This is a genomic window from Cellvibrio sp. BR (assembly GCF_000263355.1).
Lineage (GTDB): Bacteria > Pseudomonadota > Gammaproteobacteria > Pseudomonadales > Cellvibrionaceae > Cellvibrio.
This window is the reverse complement of record NZ_JH668202.1, coordinates 480,582-498,615: the sequence shown is the minus strand read 5'-3', so window position 1 is coordinate 498,615 and position 18,034 is coordinate 480,582. Positions and strand designations below refer to the sequence as shown.

Genomic DNA, 18,034 nt, shown 5'->3' with positions numbered 1-18,034 from the left:
TATTAGTCGGCTATTCCGCTTTTTTCCTCGGTGCATCTTCTTTTAATTTCAGGTTGGCAATGGATAAGTTTTTGATTTCGGGCGGCGGGCCGCTCTCTGGTGAGATTCGTATTTCAGGCTCTAAAAATGCCGGTTTGCCGCTTTTGGCGGCATCTATATTGGCCGATGGCGAGGTGCGCCTCACCAATGTTCCACACTTAAAAGACATGACCACCATGGTGCAGCTACTGCGCACCCTTGGCCTGACTATCGAGATTCAGGGCGAGCATGTGGTAATTGTCGATCCTAATACTATCAACTCCTATACCGCCTCCTACGAGCTGGTAAAAACCATGCGTGCCTCGATTCTGGTGCTCGGGCCGCTGCTTGCACGCTACGGCGAGGCTAATGTGTCCTTCCCTGGCGGCTGCGCAATTGGTTCGCGCCCGGTGGATATCCATTTGCGCGGCTTGGAGGCTATGGGGGCCAGCATCGAAATTGACGGTGGTTATATTCGCGCTCGCTCCAATGGCCGTTTGAAGGGCTGTCATTTCCTGATGGATATGGTCACCGTGGGCGGCACTGAAAACTTGCTGATGGCCGCCGTGTTGGCTGAGGGCAAAACCGTACTGGAAAACGCCGCGCGCGAACCGGAAATTGTCGACCTGGCTAATATGCTGGTCGCCATGGGCGCAAAAATTGAAGGTATAGGTACATCGACCTTGACCGTTTACGGCGTCGAAAAATTGAATGGCTGTGAATACAGTGTCATGCCTGACCGCATCGAAACCGGCACTTATTTGGTGGCTGCTGCAGCAACACGCGGCAACATCAAATTGACCCATACCCGCGCCGATATTCTCGAAGCGGTGATTTTAAAATTACAGGAAGCGGGGGCCGATATCGCCGTGGGCGAGGATTGGATCACACTGGATATGCACGGCAAGCGCCCCAAAGCCGTCAGTTTGAAAACCGCCCCTTACCCGGCGTTTCCCACCGATATGCAATCGCAATTTATGGCGATGAATGCGGTGGCTGAAGGGGTCAGCCATATCACTGAAACAATTTTTGAAAACCGTTTGGTGCAGGTGGCCGAATTGAACCGTATGGGCGCGCATATCGAGCTGGAGCACAACACCGCCATTGTGACCGGTGTGGAGCGTTTGAAAGCGGCGCCGGTAATGGCGTCGGACCTGCGCGCCTCGGCGAGTTTGGTGATTGCCGGTCTGGTTGCTGACGGCGAAACATTGATTGACCGCATCTACCATATCGATCGCGGTTACGAGGCGATTGAACAAAAATTCCAAAACATTGGCGCCAGTGTGCGCCGTGTTAAAGGTTCGTAAGAAGGTGGATGCCATGAGCCAAACCCTGACTATTGCGCTCACTAAAGGGCGCATTCTGGAAGAGACTTTGCCCCTGCTGGCCGCTGCCGGTATTGAGCCGCTCGAAGATATGGAAAAAAGCCGCAAACTGGTGTTCGACACCACTCAGGCCAATGTGCGGTTGCTGTTGTTGCGCGGCGCCGATGTGCCCACCTATGTGCAATTTGGCGCGGCGGATATGGGTATCTCGGGTAAAGATACCTTGATGGAAAACGGCGCTGAAGGCCTGTATGAACCGCTTGATTTAAATATCGCACGCTGCAAATTGATGACTGCCGGGGTGAAGGGCGAATCACTGCCTGCGGGCCGGATCCGTGTTGCCACCAAGTACGTCAATATCGCCAAACAATATTACGCATCACAAGGTCGCCAGACGGATATCATCAAGCTTTACGGTGCGATGGAATTGGCGCCGATTATGAATCTGGCTGATGAGATTGTGGATATTGTGGATACCGGAAATACTCTGCGCGCCAATGGTTTGGAACCGCGCGATTTTATTGCAGACATCAGTTCCCGTTTGATCGTGAATAAAGCCTCGATGAAAATGAAACACGTACAAATCCAAACCATTATCGATCATATCGCTACCGCCGTAGCGGTCGATTAGTTTTCTATACCGTCCATTGCAAATGCCAATGGGTATTTGTAATGGATAGGCTGCATGATCAACCTATTATTTTTTAGTTCACATTGTTATTGGTTTTTTTAAAAGAGAATTCCATGTCTGAATCTATCATCACCCGTTTGGATGCAAGCCAAAGCGATTTTAATCAGCGTTTGGATCAGCTGCTCGCGTGGGAATCGGTAAGCGATACCCGTGTTGCAGCAGTGGTCGATGATATTTTGCAGCAGGTAAAAACCCGTGGTGATGCAGCGGTAGTGGAATTCACTAATAAGTTTGATCGCCGCTCGGCGCAGAGCATTAACGATTTTGTGGTTACTCCCGCGCAGTTGCAGCATGCGCTGACTAAAGTCAGTGCCGAGCAGCGCGTCGCATTGGAAATTGCGGCTGAGCGTATTCGCAACTATCACCAGCATCAGTTGCAAAGTTCCTGGCGCTACACTGAAGCCGACGGCACTGTGCTCGGCCAACAAATTTCAGCGATGGAGCGTGTGGGCTTATATGTGCCCGGCGGCAAAGCGTCTTATCCCTCATCGGTATTGATGAATGCTATTCCAGCGAAAGTTGCTGGCGTTGATGAATTAACCATGGTTGTACCTGCGCCCGATGGCGAGATCAGCCCGATGGTATTGGCAGCGGCAGCAATCGCCGGTGTGGATCGCGTCATTACTATTGGCGGTGCGCAAGCGGTTGCGGCACTGGCTTATGGCACAGAAACCATTGCCAAGGTCGATAAAATTGTCGGCCCCGGAAATATTTATGTAGCTACCGCCAAGCGAGCAGTATTTGGTCAGGTGGCGATTGATATGATCGCCGGCCCTTCAGAAATTTTAGTAGTGTGCGACGGCCTGACCGATCCGGATTGGATCGCGATGGATTTATTTAGTCAGGCGGAGCACGACGAGCAGGCGCAATCAATTTTGCTGTGCCCGGATGCCGATTATTTAAATAAAGTGGAGGCGTCGCTCAAACGTTTATTGCCAACGCTGGCGCGCGAAACGATTGCGAGTGTGTCATTAAAAAATCGCGGCGCATTAATTAAAGTTGCCGATATGGAGCAAGCCATTGCGGTGAGTAATCGTATTGCACCGGAACATTTGGAGTTGTCGGTTGCTGATCCAGAATCGTTGTTGCCGCAGGTGCGTCACGCCGGTGCCATTTTTATGGGGCGTTTTACTCCGGAAGCACTCGGTGATTATTGCGCTGGCCCCAATCACGTATTGCCCACGTCGGGTACTGCGCGTTTTTCATCACCGCTGGGGGTGTACGATTTCCAAAAGCGCAGCTCAATTATTATGTGTTCGGCAGCGGGTGCATCAGTGTTATCGAAGACAGCATCAGTACTGGCGCGCAGTGAATATCTGGAAGCGCATGCGCGCTCGGCGGAATACCGGATTGTCGATTAATTATTTGTTGATAGCGATGAAATAAAAATGGGCACTTAAGTGCCCATTTTTATTTTTGTCAGGTTTTGGTGGGCGGAAATCCTGCAATCGCCTTTAACTCTTGTGATTCGCCATTGCGAACTACCCTGAAGGTAATTTCAGCATTAGGTTGAATATTGCGGATTGAATTGATGAGAGACGGCGCATCTATCAAAGCTACTCCATCAATATGTGTAATGATGTCGCCTTTTTGAAAACCTGCCTCTTCAGCGGGGCTTTTGCTTTCGATTTCTGTCACAACCAAACCATTTACGCCCATTTCTTTGATCTGGTCGTTGGTTAATGAGTTGATTGCTAACCCCAGCCAGCCGCGACGCACCTCACCATACTCGACAATTTGGCGCAGTGAATTCATTGCTTTCTCGGCAGGAACCGCAAAGCTTATTCCAACGGAGGCGCCAGTTTCATCCAACATCGCCGTGTTTATACCTACTAAGTTGCCGTAAGCATCAATCAGTGCGCCGCCGGAGTTACCTGGATTAATTGCTGCATCTGTTTGAATGAAGTTTTCAGCACTGTTGATGCCAAGATTCCAGCGGCCAGTAGCGCTGACTATACCTTGACTAACACTTTGTCCAACACCGAACGGATTGCCAATCGCGAGTACGACATCGCCCACGCGGGTACTGTTGGAATCACCAATGGTGATAGGGGTTAGGTTTTCTGTGGTTATTTTTAATACGGCCAAGTCATTTTGTGGGTCTGTGCCAATTAGTTCTGCAGAGGCGCCGCGCCCATCGTAAAGCAATACAAAAATTTTATCGGCACCATTAACCACGTGTTTGTTGGTGAGTATGTGACCCTGTGCATCGACAATTACGCCTGACCCCAAGGTGTTTTGCATACGTTCTTGCTGTGGGGTATTGGATTTGTCGTAAAGTTGGCGGTAAAGCGGGTTGTTATAAAGATTTTGATAGCGTTGTACAACACGCTTTTCGGTATAAACATTCACTACAGCCGGGGCGGCGCGACTGACTGCATCTGCATAGGAAACTGCGCCTAGAGTGTGTTTTTGTTCATCAGGTTTTGGTGCGTTGTTGCCACGTAGTTGAGGAAATAAGAGAAGAGCAAGTAACGCAATAATAACGCCTGCGGTAATCGGCCAGCTTATAAACTGCAGCAAGCGCTTTAATAGAATCAAGGGTGTCTCCGTCGAGCGGTATTTGTCAGGCCAACAAAAACCCCGCTAGATGCGGGGTTTTACTTTTGTTCGACATCCTGTGTGTGAACTCAATGGGGAGCTATGCATTAAATAATCCGTTAGATGCAGATATTAATTTTTAGTATCGATTCGCTTTGCCGTCAAAGTCGTAATCATCTGCGGACTCTGTGGGCAAGCGAGAACTATCTACTGGGTCATCGCGCAAATCGTAGTCTTCGCTGAGTGTGCCTTTGGTGCCTGGTGCTTTGGGGGCCCAGTCCCGGGGCGGTTCGATATGCTGCCCACTGATGTAGGATTTAGTATTGCCGCCCAACCCACTATTGGCGGAATCCAGTATCTGGCGGCTGATGGCGGGTGTTGCCAACTTTAGCGCACCGCTAGCAAGGTGTTCGTGCACTTCACGATAGGATTGAGTCAGGTTGTTTACCAATTGCGATGTTTGTGCAAAGTGTTCGGCAACGTCGCGTTGATAAGCTTGTAGTGTGGTTTCAGCGTGATGTAGGCGCTGCTCAAGATTGTGCCCCAATAACTGGGCGCGAAACGTATACATAATTAGGGCGGTAAGGCCACCACCGGCGAGCAGGCAAACCAAACCACTGATGATAAGGGTACTAAGTGAATACACAGCTATCTCCTACTGAACAAGGGCGTCGCTCTGACAATATGCTGTCAGAAGCACCAATAAATCTATTATAAGTCCATTTTCTCATTAAAATGGGCAAAAATTATTGCCCATGTGCGAACTCGCACTGAATTTAGAGGTATTGCATGACTTTTCCTTTTGCCAAAGAGCAGGCGCTTTTGATTCCCGGACCTTGTGGTCATCTGGAGGTGATGATCCACGCTGCTGATGACGGGGGTGTATTTGCGGCGCGCCAAGCAGTGGCGATCATATGCCATCCACACCCACTGCATGGCGGCACTATGGATAATAAAGTGGTAACAACACTCATGCGTGTCTACCGCGATTTAGGGGTTCATGCGGTGCGCTTCAACTTTCGCGGTGTGGGGAAAAGCGAAGGCGATTTTGATAATGCGATCGGTGAGCAAGAGGATCTGTTGGCGGTTGTTGCGTGGGTAAATCAGCAGTTCCCCAGTGCACCCTTACTTCTGGCTGGATTTTCATTTGGTTCTTCTGTTGCGGCGCAGATTAGTTATCAAGTCCCAAAATTGCAGCACCTAACCTTGATTGCCCCGCCGGTGGAACGGTATCCCTACGCGCGTGATGGGCGCTTCGGCTGTCCAGTTTGTGTTGTGCAGGGTGATGTAGATGAGCGTGTTATTGCTGAGGGTGTCTATCAATGGGTTGGTGCATTGCAGGGTATGGTTGAGCTGGTTCGCTACCCGCAGGCTGGGCATTTTTTCCATGGATATTTAACAGCACTCAAGGTGGATTTGAGTATGGTGATTGAGCGGCAATGGGTAAGCATAGTATGACAATCGCCATGATGGATTCTTCAGTTTCCCTGTCACCTATGGCGCGCTACCAGCGCGATTTGACTCGGCCGGATTTTCGCCATGACCCTTCACAGGAGCTGGCTGTTCAGCATCTACAGCATCTCTATGAGGAGTTGCTGGTAATTTGGCGTGAAGAGCAGCAGCAATCGGCGCTGGGCAGTTTTCTAAAACGGCTCAAGGGTGGTGATTCACGCAAGCTGGTGCGTGGTCTGTACTTTTGGGGTGGGGTAGGGCGCGGTAAAACCTATTTAATGGATAATTTTTTTGAGAGCTTGCCTTTTGAACAAAAATTACGCGCGCACTTTCATCGCTTCATGCGACGGGTACATGCGGAGCTTAAAAAGTTGGATGGGCAAAAGAACCCGCTTAAAAAAGTCGCCGATATTATTGCGAGCGAGGCGCGCGTTATCTGTTTTGATGAATTTTTTGTCTCGGATATTACCGATGCAATGATTCTTGGCACTTTGATGGAGGAGCTGTTCGCGCGCGGCGTAACGTTGGTTGCGACCTCCAATATAGTTCCGGATGGCTTATATAAAGACGGTTTGCAGCGTGCGCGTTTTCTGCCTGCTATTGCCTTGTTAAATCAGCACACCTTGGTAGTGAATGTTGATGGGGGTGTGGATTATCGGTTGCGCGCTCTGGAACAGGCGGAGTTGTATCACTCGCCACTTGATGCTGCTGCCGATAAAAGCCTGATGTGTAGTTTCAAGAGCTTGTTACCTGCCAGTGCAGTGTTGCAGGATGATGTAGAGTTGGAGATTGAAGGGCGCATGATCCGCGCGCGTCATCTCGGCGAAGGTATTGCCTGGTTTGATTTTGTCGAGCTGTGCGATGGGCCTCGCTCGCAAAATGATTACATCGAGCTGGCGCGTGAGTTGCACACAGTTATCCTTAGTAATGTGCCGGGTCTTGGGCGTGCCAATGACGATCAGGCGCGTCGGTTTGTGAATTTGGTGGACGAATTTTATGACCGTCAGGTGAAGTTGGTGATTTCGGCCGAACAGCCTTTGGCTAGCCTTTATTCTACTGGAAAGCTGGATTTTGAATTCCAGCGCACGGTTAGTCGCCTGTTGGAAATGCAGAGTCATGACTACTTGGCTCGTCCGCATCGGCCAGAATAAGCATAAATATCGGTTGAAATACAAGCATTGGCTGTGTAGTATGCCGCCTCCCTGTTTTAGGGGATTTTTATGTACATCTATTTAGTATCCACATCCGATTAGGCAGGAATAACATGAAGACCTATATTGCCAAAGCAGAATCTGTCTCTCAAGACTGGTTCATCGTGGATGCGGCGGGAAAAACACTCGGCCGTTTATCTGCGGAAATCGCCTCGCGTTTGCGTGGCAAGCATAAGCCAGAATTCACTCCACACGTTGATACCGGCGATTACATCGTTGTAATCAACGCTGCTCAAGTGCGCGTGACTGGCCGTAAAGCAACTGACAAGATTTACTACTCGCACACTGGTTTTGTGGGTGGTATTAAATCTATCAGCTTCCAAAAGTTGATTGAGAAAGCGCCAGAGCGCACCATTCAAACTGCCGTTAAAGGTATGTTGCCGAAGGGTCCACTGGGTCGTGCTATGTTCAAAAAACTGAAAGTTTATGCAGGTAATGAGCATCCACATGCTGCTCAGCAACCTAAAGAACTGAACATCTAAGGGGAGCTGACATGTCTGCACAATTTTACGGCACCGGCCGTCGCAAAACCTCTACCGCGCGCGTGTTCATCACCGCTGGTTCAGGTACCATCACTGTAAATGATCGTCCTTTGGATGAATATTTCGGTCGTCCAGTAGCACGCATGGTAGTGCGTCAGCCGCTGGAGTTGGTTGGTTTGGTTGAAAAGTTTGATGTAAATGTCACCGTAGTTGGCGGTGGTAGCTTTGGTCAAGCGGGCGCTATTCGCCATGGTCTGACTCGTGCTCTGATGGAGTATGACGAGAGCCTGCGCGGTGAGTTGCGTAAAGCTGGCTACGTAACTCGCGACTCACGCGAAGTTGAACGTAAGAAAGTGGGTCTGCGTAAAGCGCGTAAGAAGCCACAATTCTCCAAGCGTTAATGGTTTTCTCCAGCAGCTTTTTGTGCTGCTGGTTGATGATCATCAAAAACGCCCAAGTCTTTGCTGGCTTGGGCGTTTTTTTATGTCTAAAATTGCACCCCTATAACCCACTATATAAGTGTGGTTATTCTTGTAAGCCGCGTGTTAATTCATTAAGATTGCCCGCCTTTTCTTGAGTCACCCAATAATCCTTTGTCGCCAGACTTCGTATAAGCCTTAGTATCAGGTTGTGGGGCGATGTGAGGCGATTTGCTAGCCGTTAAAGCTGTTAGGGGAGAATTCGTCATGAGTAATGACGCAGTAAATAAAACACGCCGTCGCGTGTTGATCGGTGCCACTTGTGCAGTGGGTGCGGTCGGCGTGGTGGGTGCAGCAATTCCATTCGTGGGCTCCTGGAGTCCCAGTGCCAAAGCAAAAGCTGCTGGTGCACCGGTTAAATACAACATTAGCAAAATAGAGCCGGGCGCGATGGTCACTGTAGAGTGGCGTGGCAAACCGGTATTTATTGTGCGCCGCACCCAGGCTGCATTAGATAGCCTGAAAACAGTGGAAGAGCAGGGTGTACTGCTGGATCCAGAATCCAAAGAAACCATGCAACCAAGTTATGCACAAAACCCTGAGCGAGCGATTAACAAAGAATTCGCTATCTTGTTGGGCATTTGTACTCACCTTGGTTGTGCACCTATGTTCCGCCCGGATGTGGGAGCTGCTGATCTAGGTGGCGATAAGTGGCAGGGTGGTTTCTTTTGCCCTTGTCATGGTTCCAAATATGACCTTGCTGGTCGTGTTTATTCCGGTGTGCCCGCTCCTCTCAACCTGGAAGTTCCTCCTCACCGTTATGAGAGCGACTCAGTAGTTGTGATTGGCGAAGATCAGGAGGCTTGATATGAATTGGTTAACAGGTTTGTGGCAGTGGGTTGATAAGCGTCTGCCGGTACAGCGCGCGTGGGATACCCACATGGGTAAGTACTATGCGCCTAAGAATTTCAACTTCTGGTATTTCTTTGGTGTTCTGTCACTGCTGGTATTGGTTAACCAATTGGTGACCGGCATCTGGTTGACTATGAGCTACAACCCATCTGCAGAAGGTGCATTTGCTTCTGTTGAATACATTATGCGCGACGTGGATTACGGTTGGATTCTTCGCTACATGCACTCTACCGGTGCCTCGGCATTCTTTGTTGTTGTTTATCTGCATATGTTCCGCGGCATGATGTACGGTTCATACAAAGCACCACGTGAATTAGTGTGGATTTTTGGTATGACTATTTATCTGGTGCTGATGGCAGAGGCCTTTATGGGTTACGTATTACCCTGGGGTCAAATGTCATACTGGGGTGCACAGGTAATCGTATCCTTGTTTGGTGCAATTCCTGTCGTCGGTGAAGGATTGGTGGAGTGGATCCGCGGCGACTACCTTATTTCTGGTATTACCCTGAACCGTTTCTTCGCGTTGCACGTTGTGGCGTTGCCGATTGTATTGCTGGCACTGGTAGTGATGCATATCCTGGCGCTGCACGAGGTGGGTTCAAATAACCCCGATGGTGTTGAAATTAAAAAGAACAAAGATGAAAACGGCATCCCGCGCGACGGCGTCCCTTTCCATCCTTTCTACACAGTGCATGATTTGGTTGGTATCACTGTTTTCTTGTTTGCTTTCTGTTTCATCATGTTCTTCATGCCGGAAATGGGTGGCTTCTTCCTGGAGTACGCCAACTTTGAAGAAGCGAATAACCTGAAAACACCGACGCACATCGCACCTGTCTGGTACTTCACACCTTTCTATGCGGTGTTGCGTGCAGTGACTTTGCAAATCGAACTTGGGCCAATGGTATTGACTGCAAAACTGCTTGGTTTTGTGGCGATGGGCGCAGCGATTGCACTTTTGTTTGTATTGCCCTGGTTTGATCGCAGTAAGGTTAAATCCATGCGCTACCGCGGTCATATTCCGCGTGTGATGCTAATTGCTTTCGCAGCTATGTTCGTGATCTTGGGTTATCTGGGGGTTAAGGCACCTACCGACGGCAGAACCTTGTTGTCGCAAATCGCTACTACCTTCTATTTCGCTTACTTCCTGACTATGCCAGTTTGGACTACTACTAGCCCGGAAAAAGCCAAGTCCATGGCGTCATGGATTGTGTGCGGTGTTTTTGCCGTCATCTTCGCCTGGATGGGGGTTGATTACATCGGTGGGGATGTGCCTGCATTATTGTTGGTTCTCTGCTTCGCATTAGCAGCAATTTTTGCAGTATTGCCGTTACTGGCAGCACGCGATAAAGACTTGGTTGAACCGACCCGTACCCAAGCGAAAGGTTTGCCTGCGATTGTTGTGCTTGGTGGTTTTGCGCTGTTCCTGATTCTGATGATTGTGCCCATCAAAGCGGTCGCAGCAGGTGGGGCATTTGCCTGCGGTGCCATACCTTGCGACAAGATGGAGCCGGATTTGCATAACAAAGAATCCTTGCAAAGTGGTGCCAAATACTTCATCAACTACTGCATGGGCTGCCATTCTGCCAAGTTTTCACGCTACGAGCGTGTTGCGGATGACTTGGATATTCCGCATAACTTGATGGAAGAAAATCTGATTTTTAGTGGTCAGCGTATCGGTCAGCTGATGGAAATTGCGATGAAACCACAGCAATCCAAAGTCTGGTTTGGTGTTGCACCGCCGGATTTGACCCTGGTAGCGCGCTCGCGTTCGCCAGAGTGGTTGTACACTTACCTGCGCAACTTCTACAAGGATGATACCCGTCCTTGGGGTGTCAACAACCGGGTATTTCCTAATGTTGGTATGCCGCACGTGCTCATTGGTCCGCAAGGGCTGCTGGAATGCGGTGCCGGTCCTAAACTGAATCACCATGGTGGCGCGGCGCGTAACGACTTGGGTGAAGTGGAAATGGATGAGCATTGCGGTGCATTGGTCGAGGGCAAGGTAAAGGGCACTATGACTACTGCCGAGTTTGATCAAGCGATGTATGATCTGGTGAATTTCCTCGAGTATGTAGCTGAGCCTGCGGCAGTTAAGCGCGAAGCGATTGGTTATTACGTATTAGGTTTTCTGATTATTCTGTTTATCTTTGTTTACTTCCTGAACCGCGAGTTCTGGAGAGAGATTCACTGATCGCAGTAAATAACAGCGGAAAGGGCGACTTAGGTCGCCCTTTTTGTTTGAGCTCTTGGCAAAACAAGGTAAATTGCAATTTGTTTAGCCCTGATCAGACCAAGGAAACACTTATGTCCATGACGTCCAGTCGCCCTTATTTTTTACGTGCCGTCTATGAATGGATTTTAGATAACAACTGCACGCCACATATTTTGGTTGATGCCCATGTGACCGGTACCCAAGTACCGCAGCAACACGTTAACAAGGAGGGACAAATTATTCTGAATATCTCCCCTTCGGCGATTAAAGATTTTTTTATGGATAATACTGCCGTATCGTTTAATGCGCGCTTTAGTGGGGTGGTCAATAATCTCTATATTCCCTGTGGTGCAATTTTAGGAATTTACGCTCGTGAAAATGGGCAGGGTATGATGTTCGAGCCGGAAGTTAATCCTGCACCGCCGCCACCCAGTGGGCCGACTCCTGTGTCGACGGGAGGCGGGTCTGTACCCTCAGGTGACACTCCTCCCGCCAAACGACCGGGCTTGCGCGTGGTTAAATAAATCGTCTCGTTTTTGATGTTCACAAACACCAGCTTCGGCTGGTGTTTTTGTTTGGGGTGGCGGTATAACCCTGGTTTGGCTGTATGACATTTGTGCGACACATTTGTGACAAAAATTTCCTCCGGTCACATAACTGTCATATTTGCTGGGTAAAGTAAGTCTCACTGAAGGGACAACTCTTCACAGGTAGACACACTATTTATTACTCATGTAATCACAGATGGAGCGCTCTATGAACGCTATGAAAATTATGAAGGGGTTGGTTCTTGCCGGCTCTATGGTTTGTGCTACTGCATTGCAGGCTGCAATTGATCCAGCGCTGCCAGAGTACAAGGCGACCACTGGCGTATCAGGTAACGTCAACTCAATCGGTTCTGACACACTCAACAACCTGATGACCCTTTGGGCTGAAGATTTCAAAAAGTGGTATCCCAACGTCAATATCCAGATTCAAGGTGCTGGTTCTTCAACTGCACCACCGGCCTTAACCGAAGGTACTGCTAACTTCGGGCCTATGAGCCGCGCGATGAAAACCGAGGAAATCCAGGCGTTTGAAGCCAAGCATGGCTACAAACCCACCGCTGTACCGGTAGCGATTGACGTACTTGCAGTTTACGTAAACAAAGACAACCCGATCGAAGGTTTAAGTATTCCTCAAGTGGATGCCATTTTCTCGGCAACCCGCAAATGTGGTGGTGCCAAAGACCTGACTCGTTGGGGTGATGTGGGCTTGACCGGTGCATGGGCAAATCGTGATTTCACCATGTACAGCCGCAATGCCGTTTCTGGTACTTATGGTTACTTCAAAGATGAAGCCCTGTGTAAAGGTGATTTCAAATCCAACATTCTCGAGCAACCAGGTTCTGCATCTGTAGTCCAGGGTGTGTCTGAATCGATCAACGGTATTGGTTACTCAGGTATTGGCTACATCACTTCAGGTGTGCGCGCCGTGCCTCTGTCCAAGAAAGATGGGCAGCCTTACGTTACTGCCGATGCAACTCACGCGCTGGATGGAACCTATCCGCTGTCACGTGTGTTGTTCATGTATATCAACAAGCATCCGAACCGCCCGCTGGATGCGATTCAGTTAGAGTTTGTGAAGTTGATTCTTTCCAAGCAAGGCCAGGAAACCGTAGTGCGCGATGGTTATATCCCACTGCCTGCGTCAATGGCCAACAAAGCACTGGCTGAATTGCAGAAGTAATCAGCGCGCGCCTGGATTTTCTTGTGTTACCCATAAAAACGCCGACTTGTTCGGCGTTTTTTTATAGACAGAGCCAGGGTAAATATGACAGTCAGATGACAGTTTCGGGTTTTTGTAACAAAAGTGTCATCTTTGATTGTTAGGATTCTTGCGCCAGACGATAAAACAGGTGAGTAGACCATGTCCGAACCCATTACAGCGGCAAAGCCAATCCAGAGCCTGATGCCCAATCGCGAGCAGCGCAGCAAGTTGCGCAACATTCGCAAATTTAAAGACCAGCTATCGCGCTACGGGGTGATGTCTGCCGGACTCGCGGTAGTATTTTCACTCGGTTTAATTTTCTTTTATCTATTCTCCGAAATTGCTCCCTTGTTTCGTGGTGCCTCGGTTGAACCCTTGCACAGCTACACGCCCGCCCAGTTGCAACAGCAGGCCTCCGACCCGACTGAATACCTCACGCTGGAACGCTACGAAGAAATTGGCGCCAGTTTCAAGCGTAGCGGCGCAGTGCATTTTTTTAATGTCAGCGATGGCAGCCAAGTGCTTAATGCCCAGGTATCGCGCACCGCTGATGTGAGTTTTACCAGTATGGCGACCAGTACGCCTGATTACGGTCTGGTTGCTTATGGTTACAGCAATGGCCAGGTATCAATAACGAAAGCCAATTACGCGCTCAGTTATCCAAACGATAAACGCCAAATCACACCGAGTTTGGTGTATCCCTTGGGTGATTCTCCCTTAACCCTGGATGACCAAGGCGCAGCGCTTACCCAGCTAGCCGTACAAGAGACTTCCAGCGGTATTTTATTAGCGGCCATGACGGCAGATGAGCGTCTACTGCTCGCTATTTTTAGCAGCAGTCAAAATATGATTACCGGGGAAGTCAGTATCAGTCAGGAAGTGATAGCGCTTCCCTCGCTTCCAAATGGCAGTAAGCCCGTATCTATGCAGATTGATAGCGGTGCCCAGCATTTAGTGATTGCTACAGATCAGTCGCAATTATTGCTCTACAGCATCATCAACCCTAGCGCTGTAAAAGCTCAGGCACCAGTGACTATTCCTGATGGCAAAGTAACCCGTATGGAGTTTTTGGTGGGAACTGCCTCGCTCATTATTGGCACCGACAAGGGAGCCCTGAGCCAATGGTTTCTGGTTCGCAACCCCGACAACATTTATGAATTGAAATATGTACGTGGTTTTGAGGCGTTGGACGGTGCCATCACCCGTATCACACCTGAGCATGCGCGTCGCGGTTTCTGGGCTGGCGACGACAAAGGCAATATCGGTATTTACTACGCTACCTCCCAGCGCACCTTATTAATTGAGTCGGTGAGTGATAAACCTATCCAGCAGCTTGCTATTTCTCCCATTCACAATCGCAGCTTGTGGTTGGATGACGCTAATAACCTGAGTGTGGCCGATGTCTGGAACAAACACCCCGAGGTTTCTTTCAGCTCGCTCTGGAAAAAAGTGTGGTACGAAGGGCGCGATGCACCGGAATACATTTGGCAGGCATCATCGGGCAGCGATAATTTTGAACCTAAAATGAGTTTTGTTCCGCTTTCTATCGGCACGTTGAAAGCTGCATTTTTCGCGATTCTGTTTGCGGTACCTTTGGGGGTGATGGGGGCAATTTATACCGCCTATTTTATGACGCCCAAATTGCGCGGCATTGTTAAACCCACTATCGAAATTATGGCTGCATTGCCCACTGTTATTTTAGGTTTCCTCGCAGGTTTGTGGCTCGCACCGTTTATCGAAAATCATTTGCCAGCAATATTCAGTATTTTGATTTTATTGCCGGTTGTTATGCTAATTACGGGCTATCTCTGGAGCCGTTGTCCGGATTCGCTGCGCAACCGCGTACCTGAGGGTTGGGAAGCTGTCATTCTAGTGCTGCCGATTATTCTCACCGTGTGGGCTTGTATCGCCGCCAGCCCTTTAGCGGAGATCTGGTTTTTTGATGGCAGTATGCGTCAGTGGTTTACTGAAAACGGTATTAGCTACAGCCAGCGCAATGCTTTGGTGGTCGGCATAGTAATGGGCTTTGCTGTTATCCCAACAATTTTTTCCATTGCTGAAGATGCGGTGTTCAGTGTGCCCCGCCATTTAACACAGGGCTCATTGGCGCTTGGCGCAACACGCTGGCAGACAGTTGTTGGTGTGGTGTTGCCTACGGCCAGTCCTGGAATTTTTTCCGCGGTGATGATGGGGTTTGGTCGCGCTGTTGGTGAAACCATGATTGTGCTTATGGCTACTGGTAATAGTCCTGTGGTGAATTTCAATATCTTTGAAGGCATGCGCACTCTCTCGGCCAACATCGCGGTGGAGTTGCCGGAGACGGCGGTTGCAAGCACCCATTTCCGCGTTTTATTTCTTGCAGCTTTGGTGCTATTGGCATTGACCTTTGTGGTGAACACGCTTGCTGAAGTTATTCGTCAGCGACTGCGTCAGCGCTATAGCAATCTGTAATTGGTGGTGAATCCGATGAAAAAATTAACGCGTAAAAATAGTTCCTGGTTTAACAGTGGATCGCCCTGGATATGGCTCAACGGCGGTGCTGTTGCTCTGTGTATGATCATGGTTGTTGGGCTGCTTGGTTTGATTGCAGTGCGCGGATTTGGTCATTTTTGGCCGGCTGATATTTTGCAAACCAGTATTGTTGATCGCAGCGGCCAAACACACATCATTATGGGCGAAGCTGTACGCGATGAAGTGATTCCAGCTGCCGTTGCGCGCGATGGTGGTTATCAAATTGAATCAGACGTTGAATTAATTACTCGCCACCTTTTTAAAATGGGTAATCGCGATATTAGTGGGCGTGATTTTGTGTGGTATCTGGATATTGGCATGAAACCATGGGAGTACCCGGAAAATGCAGTCTCCATTGAACGGCGCGAGTGGGGTAATTTTTACGGTTATCCGGTTGCGATTAAAGAGGGCAACACACTGGTCAGTGAGTTGGGCAGCAAGGATTTTTGGGAGCAATTGGATCAGCGCTTGGCGCGCGCATTGGATTTACATGCGCAAATTCATCGCATTGAAAAAGTCGATATAGGTCGTATCAACAAGCGCATGGATGATTTGCGCCTTGAGCGTCGCGGTTTGGAATTGGATGGTGTAACCGGCACAGCGTTGGCCACTGCCGATGTGAATTTTTCCGAGCGTCGCGCCGCGCTTGAAGCTGAGTATGCGATTATTAAAAAAACGCGTGATGACATATTGGCACAAGCGACCCGCGATAAATTATTGGTGCGCACTGCTGATGGCAAAGAAGCCGTTATCGCTTTTGATCATATAGTACGTGTCACTCGCCCCAATGTAATGAACCCGGTACAAAAACTGGGTCAGTACGCCGAACGTGTGTGGGAATTTTTGAGCGATGAGCCGCGCGAGGCGAATACCGAAGGGGGTATTTTCCCGGCTATTTTTGGCACCATTACTATGGTGATTGTCATGTCAATTATGGTTACGCCGCTGGGTATTCTCGCCGCTATTTATCTGCGTGAATATGCAAAGCAAGGCACGCTGCTAAAAATTATCCGCATTTCGGTATACAACCTTGCGGGTGTGCCATCGATTGTGTACGGCGTATTTGGTTTGGGATTTTTTGTATATATTCTCGGTGGCAATATCGATCAGTTGTTTTATCCGGAATCACTGCCGGCCCCAACCTTTGGTACACCAGGTTTATTCTGGGCATCGCTCACGCTTGCACTCTTGACCTTGCCAATTGTTATCGTTTCTACCGAAGAAGGTTTATCGCGCATCCCCAGTACTATTCGTCAAGGCAGTTTGGCTCTGGGAGCAACTAAAGCAGAAACACTGTGGAAGGTAGTTGTACCTCTGGCAACACCGGCAATGATGACTGGATTAATTTTGGCGATTGCCCGTGCGGCAGGTGAGGTGGCGCCACTGATGTTGGTGGGGGTGGTGAAATTGGCACCTGCACTGCCAATTGATGGCAATTATCCCTATTTGCACCTGGATCAAAAAATTATGCACTTGGGCTTTCATATTTACGATGTCGGCTTCCAAAGCCCGAATGTGGAAGCAGCGCGGCCATTGGTTTATGCAACTTCCCTGACGCTGATTTTATTGATCATCGCCCTGAATATTACTGCGATAAAAATTCGCAATGATTTGCGTGAGAAATACCGCAGTGCGTCGGATTAATCGCACTGCGCTTGTGAGTTGATAAATAGTACACACATCGATTTATTTGAATTTTATACAGGCAATTTTTATGAGCCCGACTTTATTAGCAGAGCCCACCAAGCTGGAAGTAAAAAATCTGGACTTGTTTTATGGTCAGAAGCGCGCGCTGAATAGCGTTAGCATGAAAATTCCAGAGAAAAAGGTAACCGCGTTTATCGGTCCGTCTGGTTGTGGTAAATCAACTCTATTGCGTTGTTTTAATCGCATGAACGATTTGGTTGACTCCTGTCGTGTTGAAGGCGAGATTTTGCTCGACGGCGATAACATTTACGAAAAAAGTGTCGATGTTGCTGAGTTGCGCCGTCAAGTGGGTATGGTGTTTCAAAAGCCCAACCCCTTTCCTAAATCGATCTATGAAAATGTGGCCTATGGTTTGCGTTTGCAGGGTGTTAAATCCAAGCGTGTGCTCGATGAAGTGGTAGAGAAATCACTTAAAGGTGCTGCGCTGTGGGATGAAGTAAAGGATCGACTGCACGACAATGCATTTGGTTTATCAGGCGGGCAGCAACAGCGTTTGGTGATCGCGCGTGCGATTGCAATTGAGCCCGAAGTGATTTTGTTGGATGAGCCCGCCTCGGCGCTTGATCCAATTTCAACCTTGAAGATTGAAGAACTGATCAACGAATTAAAACATCAGTACACCATTGTTATTGTGACGCACAATATGCAGCAGGCGGCGCGGGTGTCTGACTATACGGCATTTATGTATATGGGGGATTTGATTGAGCACGATCTGACAGATACGCTCTTTACCAACCCGAGTAAAAAACAAACCGAAGATTACATCACTGGCCGTTACGGTTAATGCGGAGGCGCATCATGGTT

At 49.1% G+C, this 18,034-nt stretch carries 16 protein-coding genes; 14 read left to right on the top strand and 2 right to left on the bottom strand.

Going from position 1 to position 18,034, the window contains the following annotated elements; translation table 11 throughout:
• Nucleotides 1–59 precede the first annotated feature (59 nt).
• The 3 genes from murA to hisD all read left to right on the top strand — a co-directional run bounded on the left by murA (nt 60) and on the right by hisD (nt 3,395).
• A complete protein-coding gene (gene murA / locus O59_RS12465) occupies nt 60–1,325 on the top strand; it encodes a UDP-N-acetylglucosamine 1-carboxyvinyltransferase (protein WP_007643210.1) in 1,266 nt (421 codons plus the stop codon).
• 13 nt (nt 1,326–1,338) lie between these two features.
• A complete protein-coding gene (hisG, locus tag O59_RS12460; RefSeq protein WP_040392342.1) occupies nt 1,339–1,974 on the top strand; it encodes an ATP phosphoribosyltransferase in 636 nt (211 codons plus the stop codon).
• Nucleotides 1,975–2,087: 113 nt separating this feature from the next.
• Nucleotides 2,088–3,395: a histidinol dehydrogenase gene (hisD, locus tag O59_RS12455; protein WP_040392340.1), complete on the top strand. Its 1,308-nt coding sequence runs from the start codon at nt 2,088–2,090 to the stop codon at nt 3,393–3,395.
• 58 nt (nt 3,396–3,453) lie between these two features.
• Here hisD and O59_RS12450 read toward each other — a convergent pair whose 3' ends face one another.
• Together O59_RS12450 and O59_RS12445 are read right to left on the bottom strand one after the other, a co-directional pair.
• Nucleotides 3,454–4,575, bottom strand: coding sequence for a trypsin-like peptidase domain-containing protein (locus O59_RS12450; protein WP_007643207.1), 1,122 nt, complete (start codon nt 4,573–4,575; stop codon nt 3,454–3,456).
• A 139-nt stretch (nt 4,576–4,714) separates the two neighbouring features.
• The gene (locus O59_RS12445) at nt 4,715–5,221 is read right to left on the bottom strand and encodes a YhcB family protein (RefSeq protein ID WP_007643206.1); all 507 of its coding nucleotides are present in this window, start codon (nt 5,219–5,221) and stop codon (nt 4,715–4,717) included.
• A gap of 143 nt (nt 5,222–5,364) precedes the next feature.
• On the opposite strand from O59_RS12445, the gene O59_RS12440 reads away from it, so the two are divergent.
• The 11 genes from O59_RS12440 (at nt 5,365) to pstB (ending at nt 18,014) form a co-directional block, all read left to right on the top strand.
• Nucleotides 5,365–6,033 carry an alpha/beta hydrolase gene (locus O59_RS12440; RefSeq protein WP_007643200.1) on the top strand — a complete coding sequence of 223 codons (669 nt, stop codon included), beginning with the start codon at nt 5,365–5,367 and terminating at the stop codon, nt 6,031–6,033.
• A 29-nt stretch (nt 6,034–6,062) separates the two neighbouring features.
• A complete protein-coding gene (gene zapE / locus O59_RS12435) occupies nt 6,063–7,178 on the top strand; it encodes a cell division protein ZapE (RefSeq protein WP_304412005.1) in 1,116 nt (371 codons plus the stop codon).
• Nucleotides 7,179–7,291: 113 nt separating this feature from the next.
• Complete coding sequence (gene rplM, locus O59_RS12430; RefSeq protein WP_007643196.1) at nt 7,292–7,720, top strand: 50S ribosomal protein L13; 429 nt, start codon at nt 7,292–7,294, stop codon at nt 7,718–7,720.
• A gap of 11 nt (nt 7,721–7,731) precedes the next feature.
• Nucleotides 7,732–8,121, top strand: a complete 390-nt coding sequence (rpsI, locus tag O59_RS12425; protein ID WP_007643195.1) for a 30S ribosomal protein S9 — start codon at nt 7,732–7,734, stop codon at nt 8,119–8,121.
• A 285-nt stretch (nt 8,122–8,406) separates the two neighbouring features.
• Nucleotides 8,407–9,006, top strand: coding sequence for a ubiquinol-cytochrome c reductase iron-sulfur subunit (petA, locus tag O59_RS12420; protein WP_007643191.1), 600 nt, complete (start codon nt 8,407–8,409; stop codon nt 9,004–9,006).
• A 1-nt stretch (nt 9,007) separates the two neighbouring features.
• Complete coding sequence (locus O59_RS12415) at nt 9,008–11,242, top strand: ubiquinol-cytochrome c reductase (protein ID WP_007643189.1); 2,235 nt, start codon at nt 9,008–9,010, stop codon at nt 11,240–11,242.
• A gap of 113 nt (nt 11,243–11,355) precedes the next feature.
• Complete coding sequence (locus O59_RS12410) at nt 11,356–11,787, top strand: ClpXP protease specificity-enhancing factor (RefSeq protein WP_007643187.1); 432 nt, start codon at nt 11,356–11,358, stop codon at nt 11,785–11,787.
• A 232-nt stretch (nt 11,788–12,019) separates the two neighbouring features.
• Complete coding sequence (locus tag O59_RS12405; protein ID WP_040392338.1) at nt 12,020–12,991, top strand: PstS family phosphate ABC transporter substrate-binding protein; 972 nt, start codon at nt 12,020–12,022, stop codon at nt 12,989–12,991.
• Nucleotides 12,992–13,171: 180 nt separating this feature from the next.
• The gene (locus tag O59_RS12400; RefSeq protein ID WP_007643174.1) at nt 13,172–15,463 is read left to right on the top strand and encodes an ABC transporter permease subunit; all 2,292 of its coding nucleotides are present in this window, start codon (nt 13,172–13,174) and stop codon (nt 15,461–15,463) included.
• Nucleotides 15,464–15,478: 15 nt separating this feature from the next.
• Complete coding sequence (gene pstA / locus O59_RS12395; RefSeq protein WP_040392336.1) at nt 15,479–17,167, top strand: phosphate ABC transporter permease PstA; 1,689 nt, start codon at nt 15,479–15,481, stop codon at nt 17,165–17,167.
• Between the two features lie 70 nt (nt 17,168–17,237).
• A complete protein-coding gene (gene pstB, locus O59_RS12390) occupies nt 17,238–18,014 on the top strand; it encodes a phosphate ABC transporter ATP-binding protein PstB (protein ID WP_007643172.1) in 777 nt (258 codons plus the stop codon).
• Nucleotides 18,015–18,034: the final 20 nt, after the last annotated feature.

Coding starts and splice junctions, on each gene's coding strand:
- O59_RS12405 (WP_040392338.1), top strand. CDS start 12,020: ATGAACGCTATGAAAATTATGAAGGGGTTGGTTCTTGCCGGCTCTATG.
- pstB (WP_007643172.1), top strand. CDS start 17,238: ATGAGCCCGACTTTATTAGCAGAGCCCACCAAGCTGGAAGTAAAAAAT.
- hisD (WP_040392340.1), top strand. CDS start 2,088: ATGTCTGAATCTATCATCACCCGTTTGGATGCAAGCCAAAGCGATTTT.
- murA (WP_007643210.1), top strand. CDS start 60: ATGGATAAGTTTTTGATTTCGGGCGGCGGGCCGCTCTCTGGTGAGATT.
- petA (WP_007643191.1), top strand. CDS start 8,407: ATGAGTAATGACGCAGTAAATAAAACACGCCGTCGCGTGTTGATCGGT.
- rplM (WP_007643196.1), top strand. CDS start 7,292: ATGAAGACCTATATTGCCAAAGCAGAATCTGTCTCTCAAGACTGGTTC.
- O59_RS12440 (WP_007643200.1), top strand. CDS start 5,365: ATGACTTTTCCTTTTGCCAAAGAGCAGGCGCTTTTGATTCCCGGACCT.
- hisG (WP_040392342.1), top strand. CDS start 1,339: ATGAGCCAAACCCTGACTATTGCGCTCACTAAAGGGCGCATTCTGGAA.
- rpsI (WP_007643195.1), top strand. CDS start 7,732: ATGTCTGCACAATTTTACGGCACCGGCCGTCGCAAAACCTCTACCGCG.
- O59_RS12400 (WP_007643174.1), top strand. CDS start 13,172: ATGTCCGAACCCATTACAGCGGCAAAGCCAATCCAGAGCCTGATGCCC.
- pstA (WP_040392336.1), top strand. CDS start 15,479: ATGAAAAAATTAACGCGTAAAAATAGTTCCTGGTTTAACAGTGGATCG.
- O59_RS12410 (WP_007643187.1), top strand. CDS start 11,356: ATGTCCATGACGTCCAGTCGCCCTTATTTTTTACGTGCCGTCTATGAA.
- O59_RS12415 (WP_007643189.1), top strand. CDS start 9,008: ATGAATTGGTTAACAGGTTTGTGGCAGTGGGTTGATAAGCGTCTGCCG.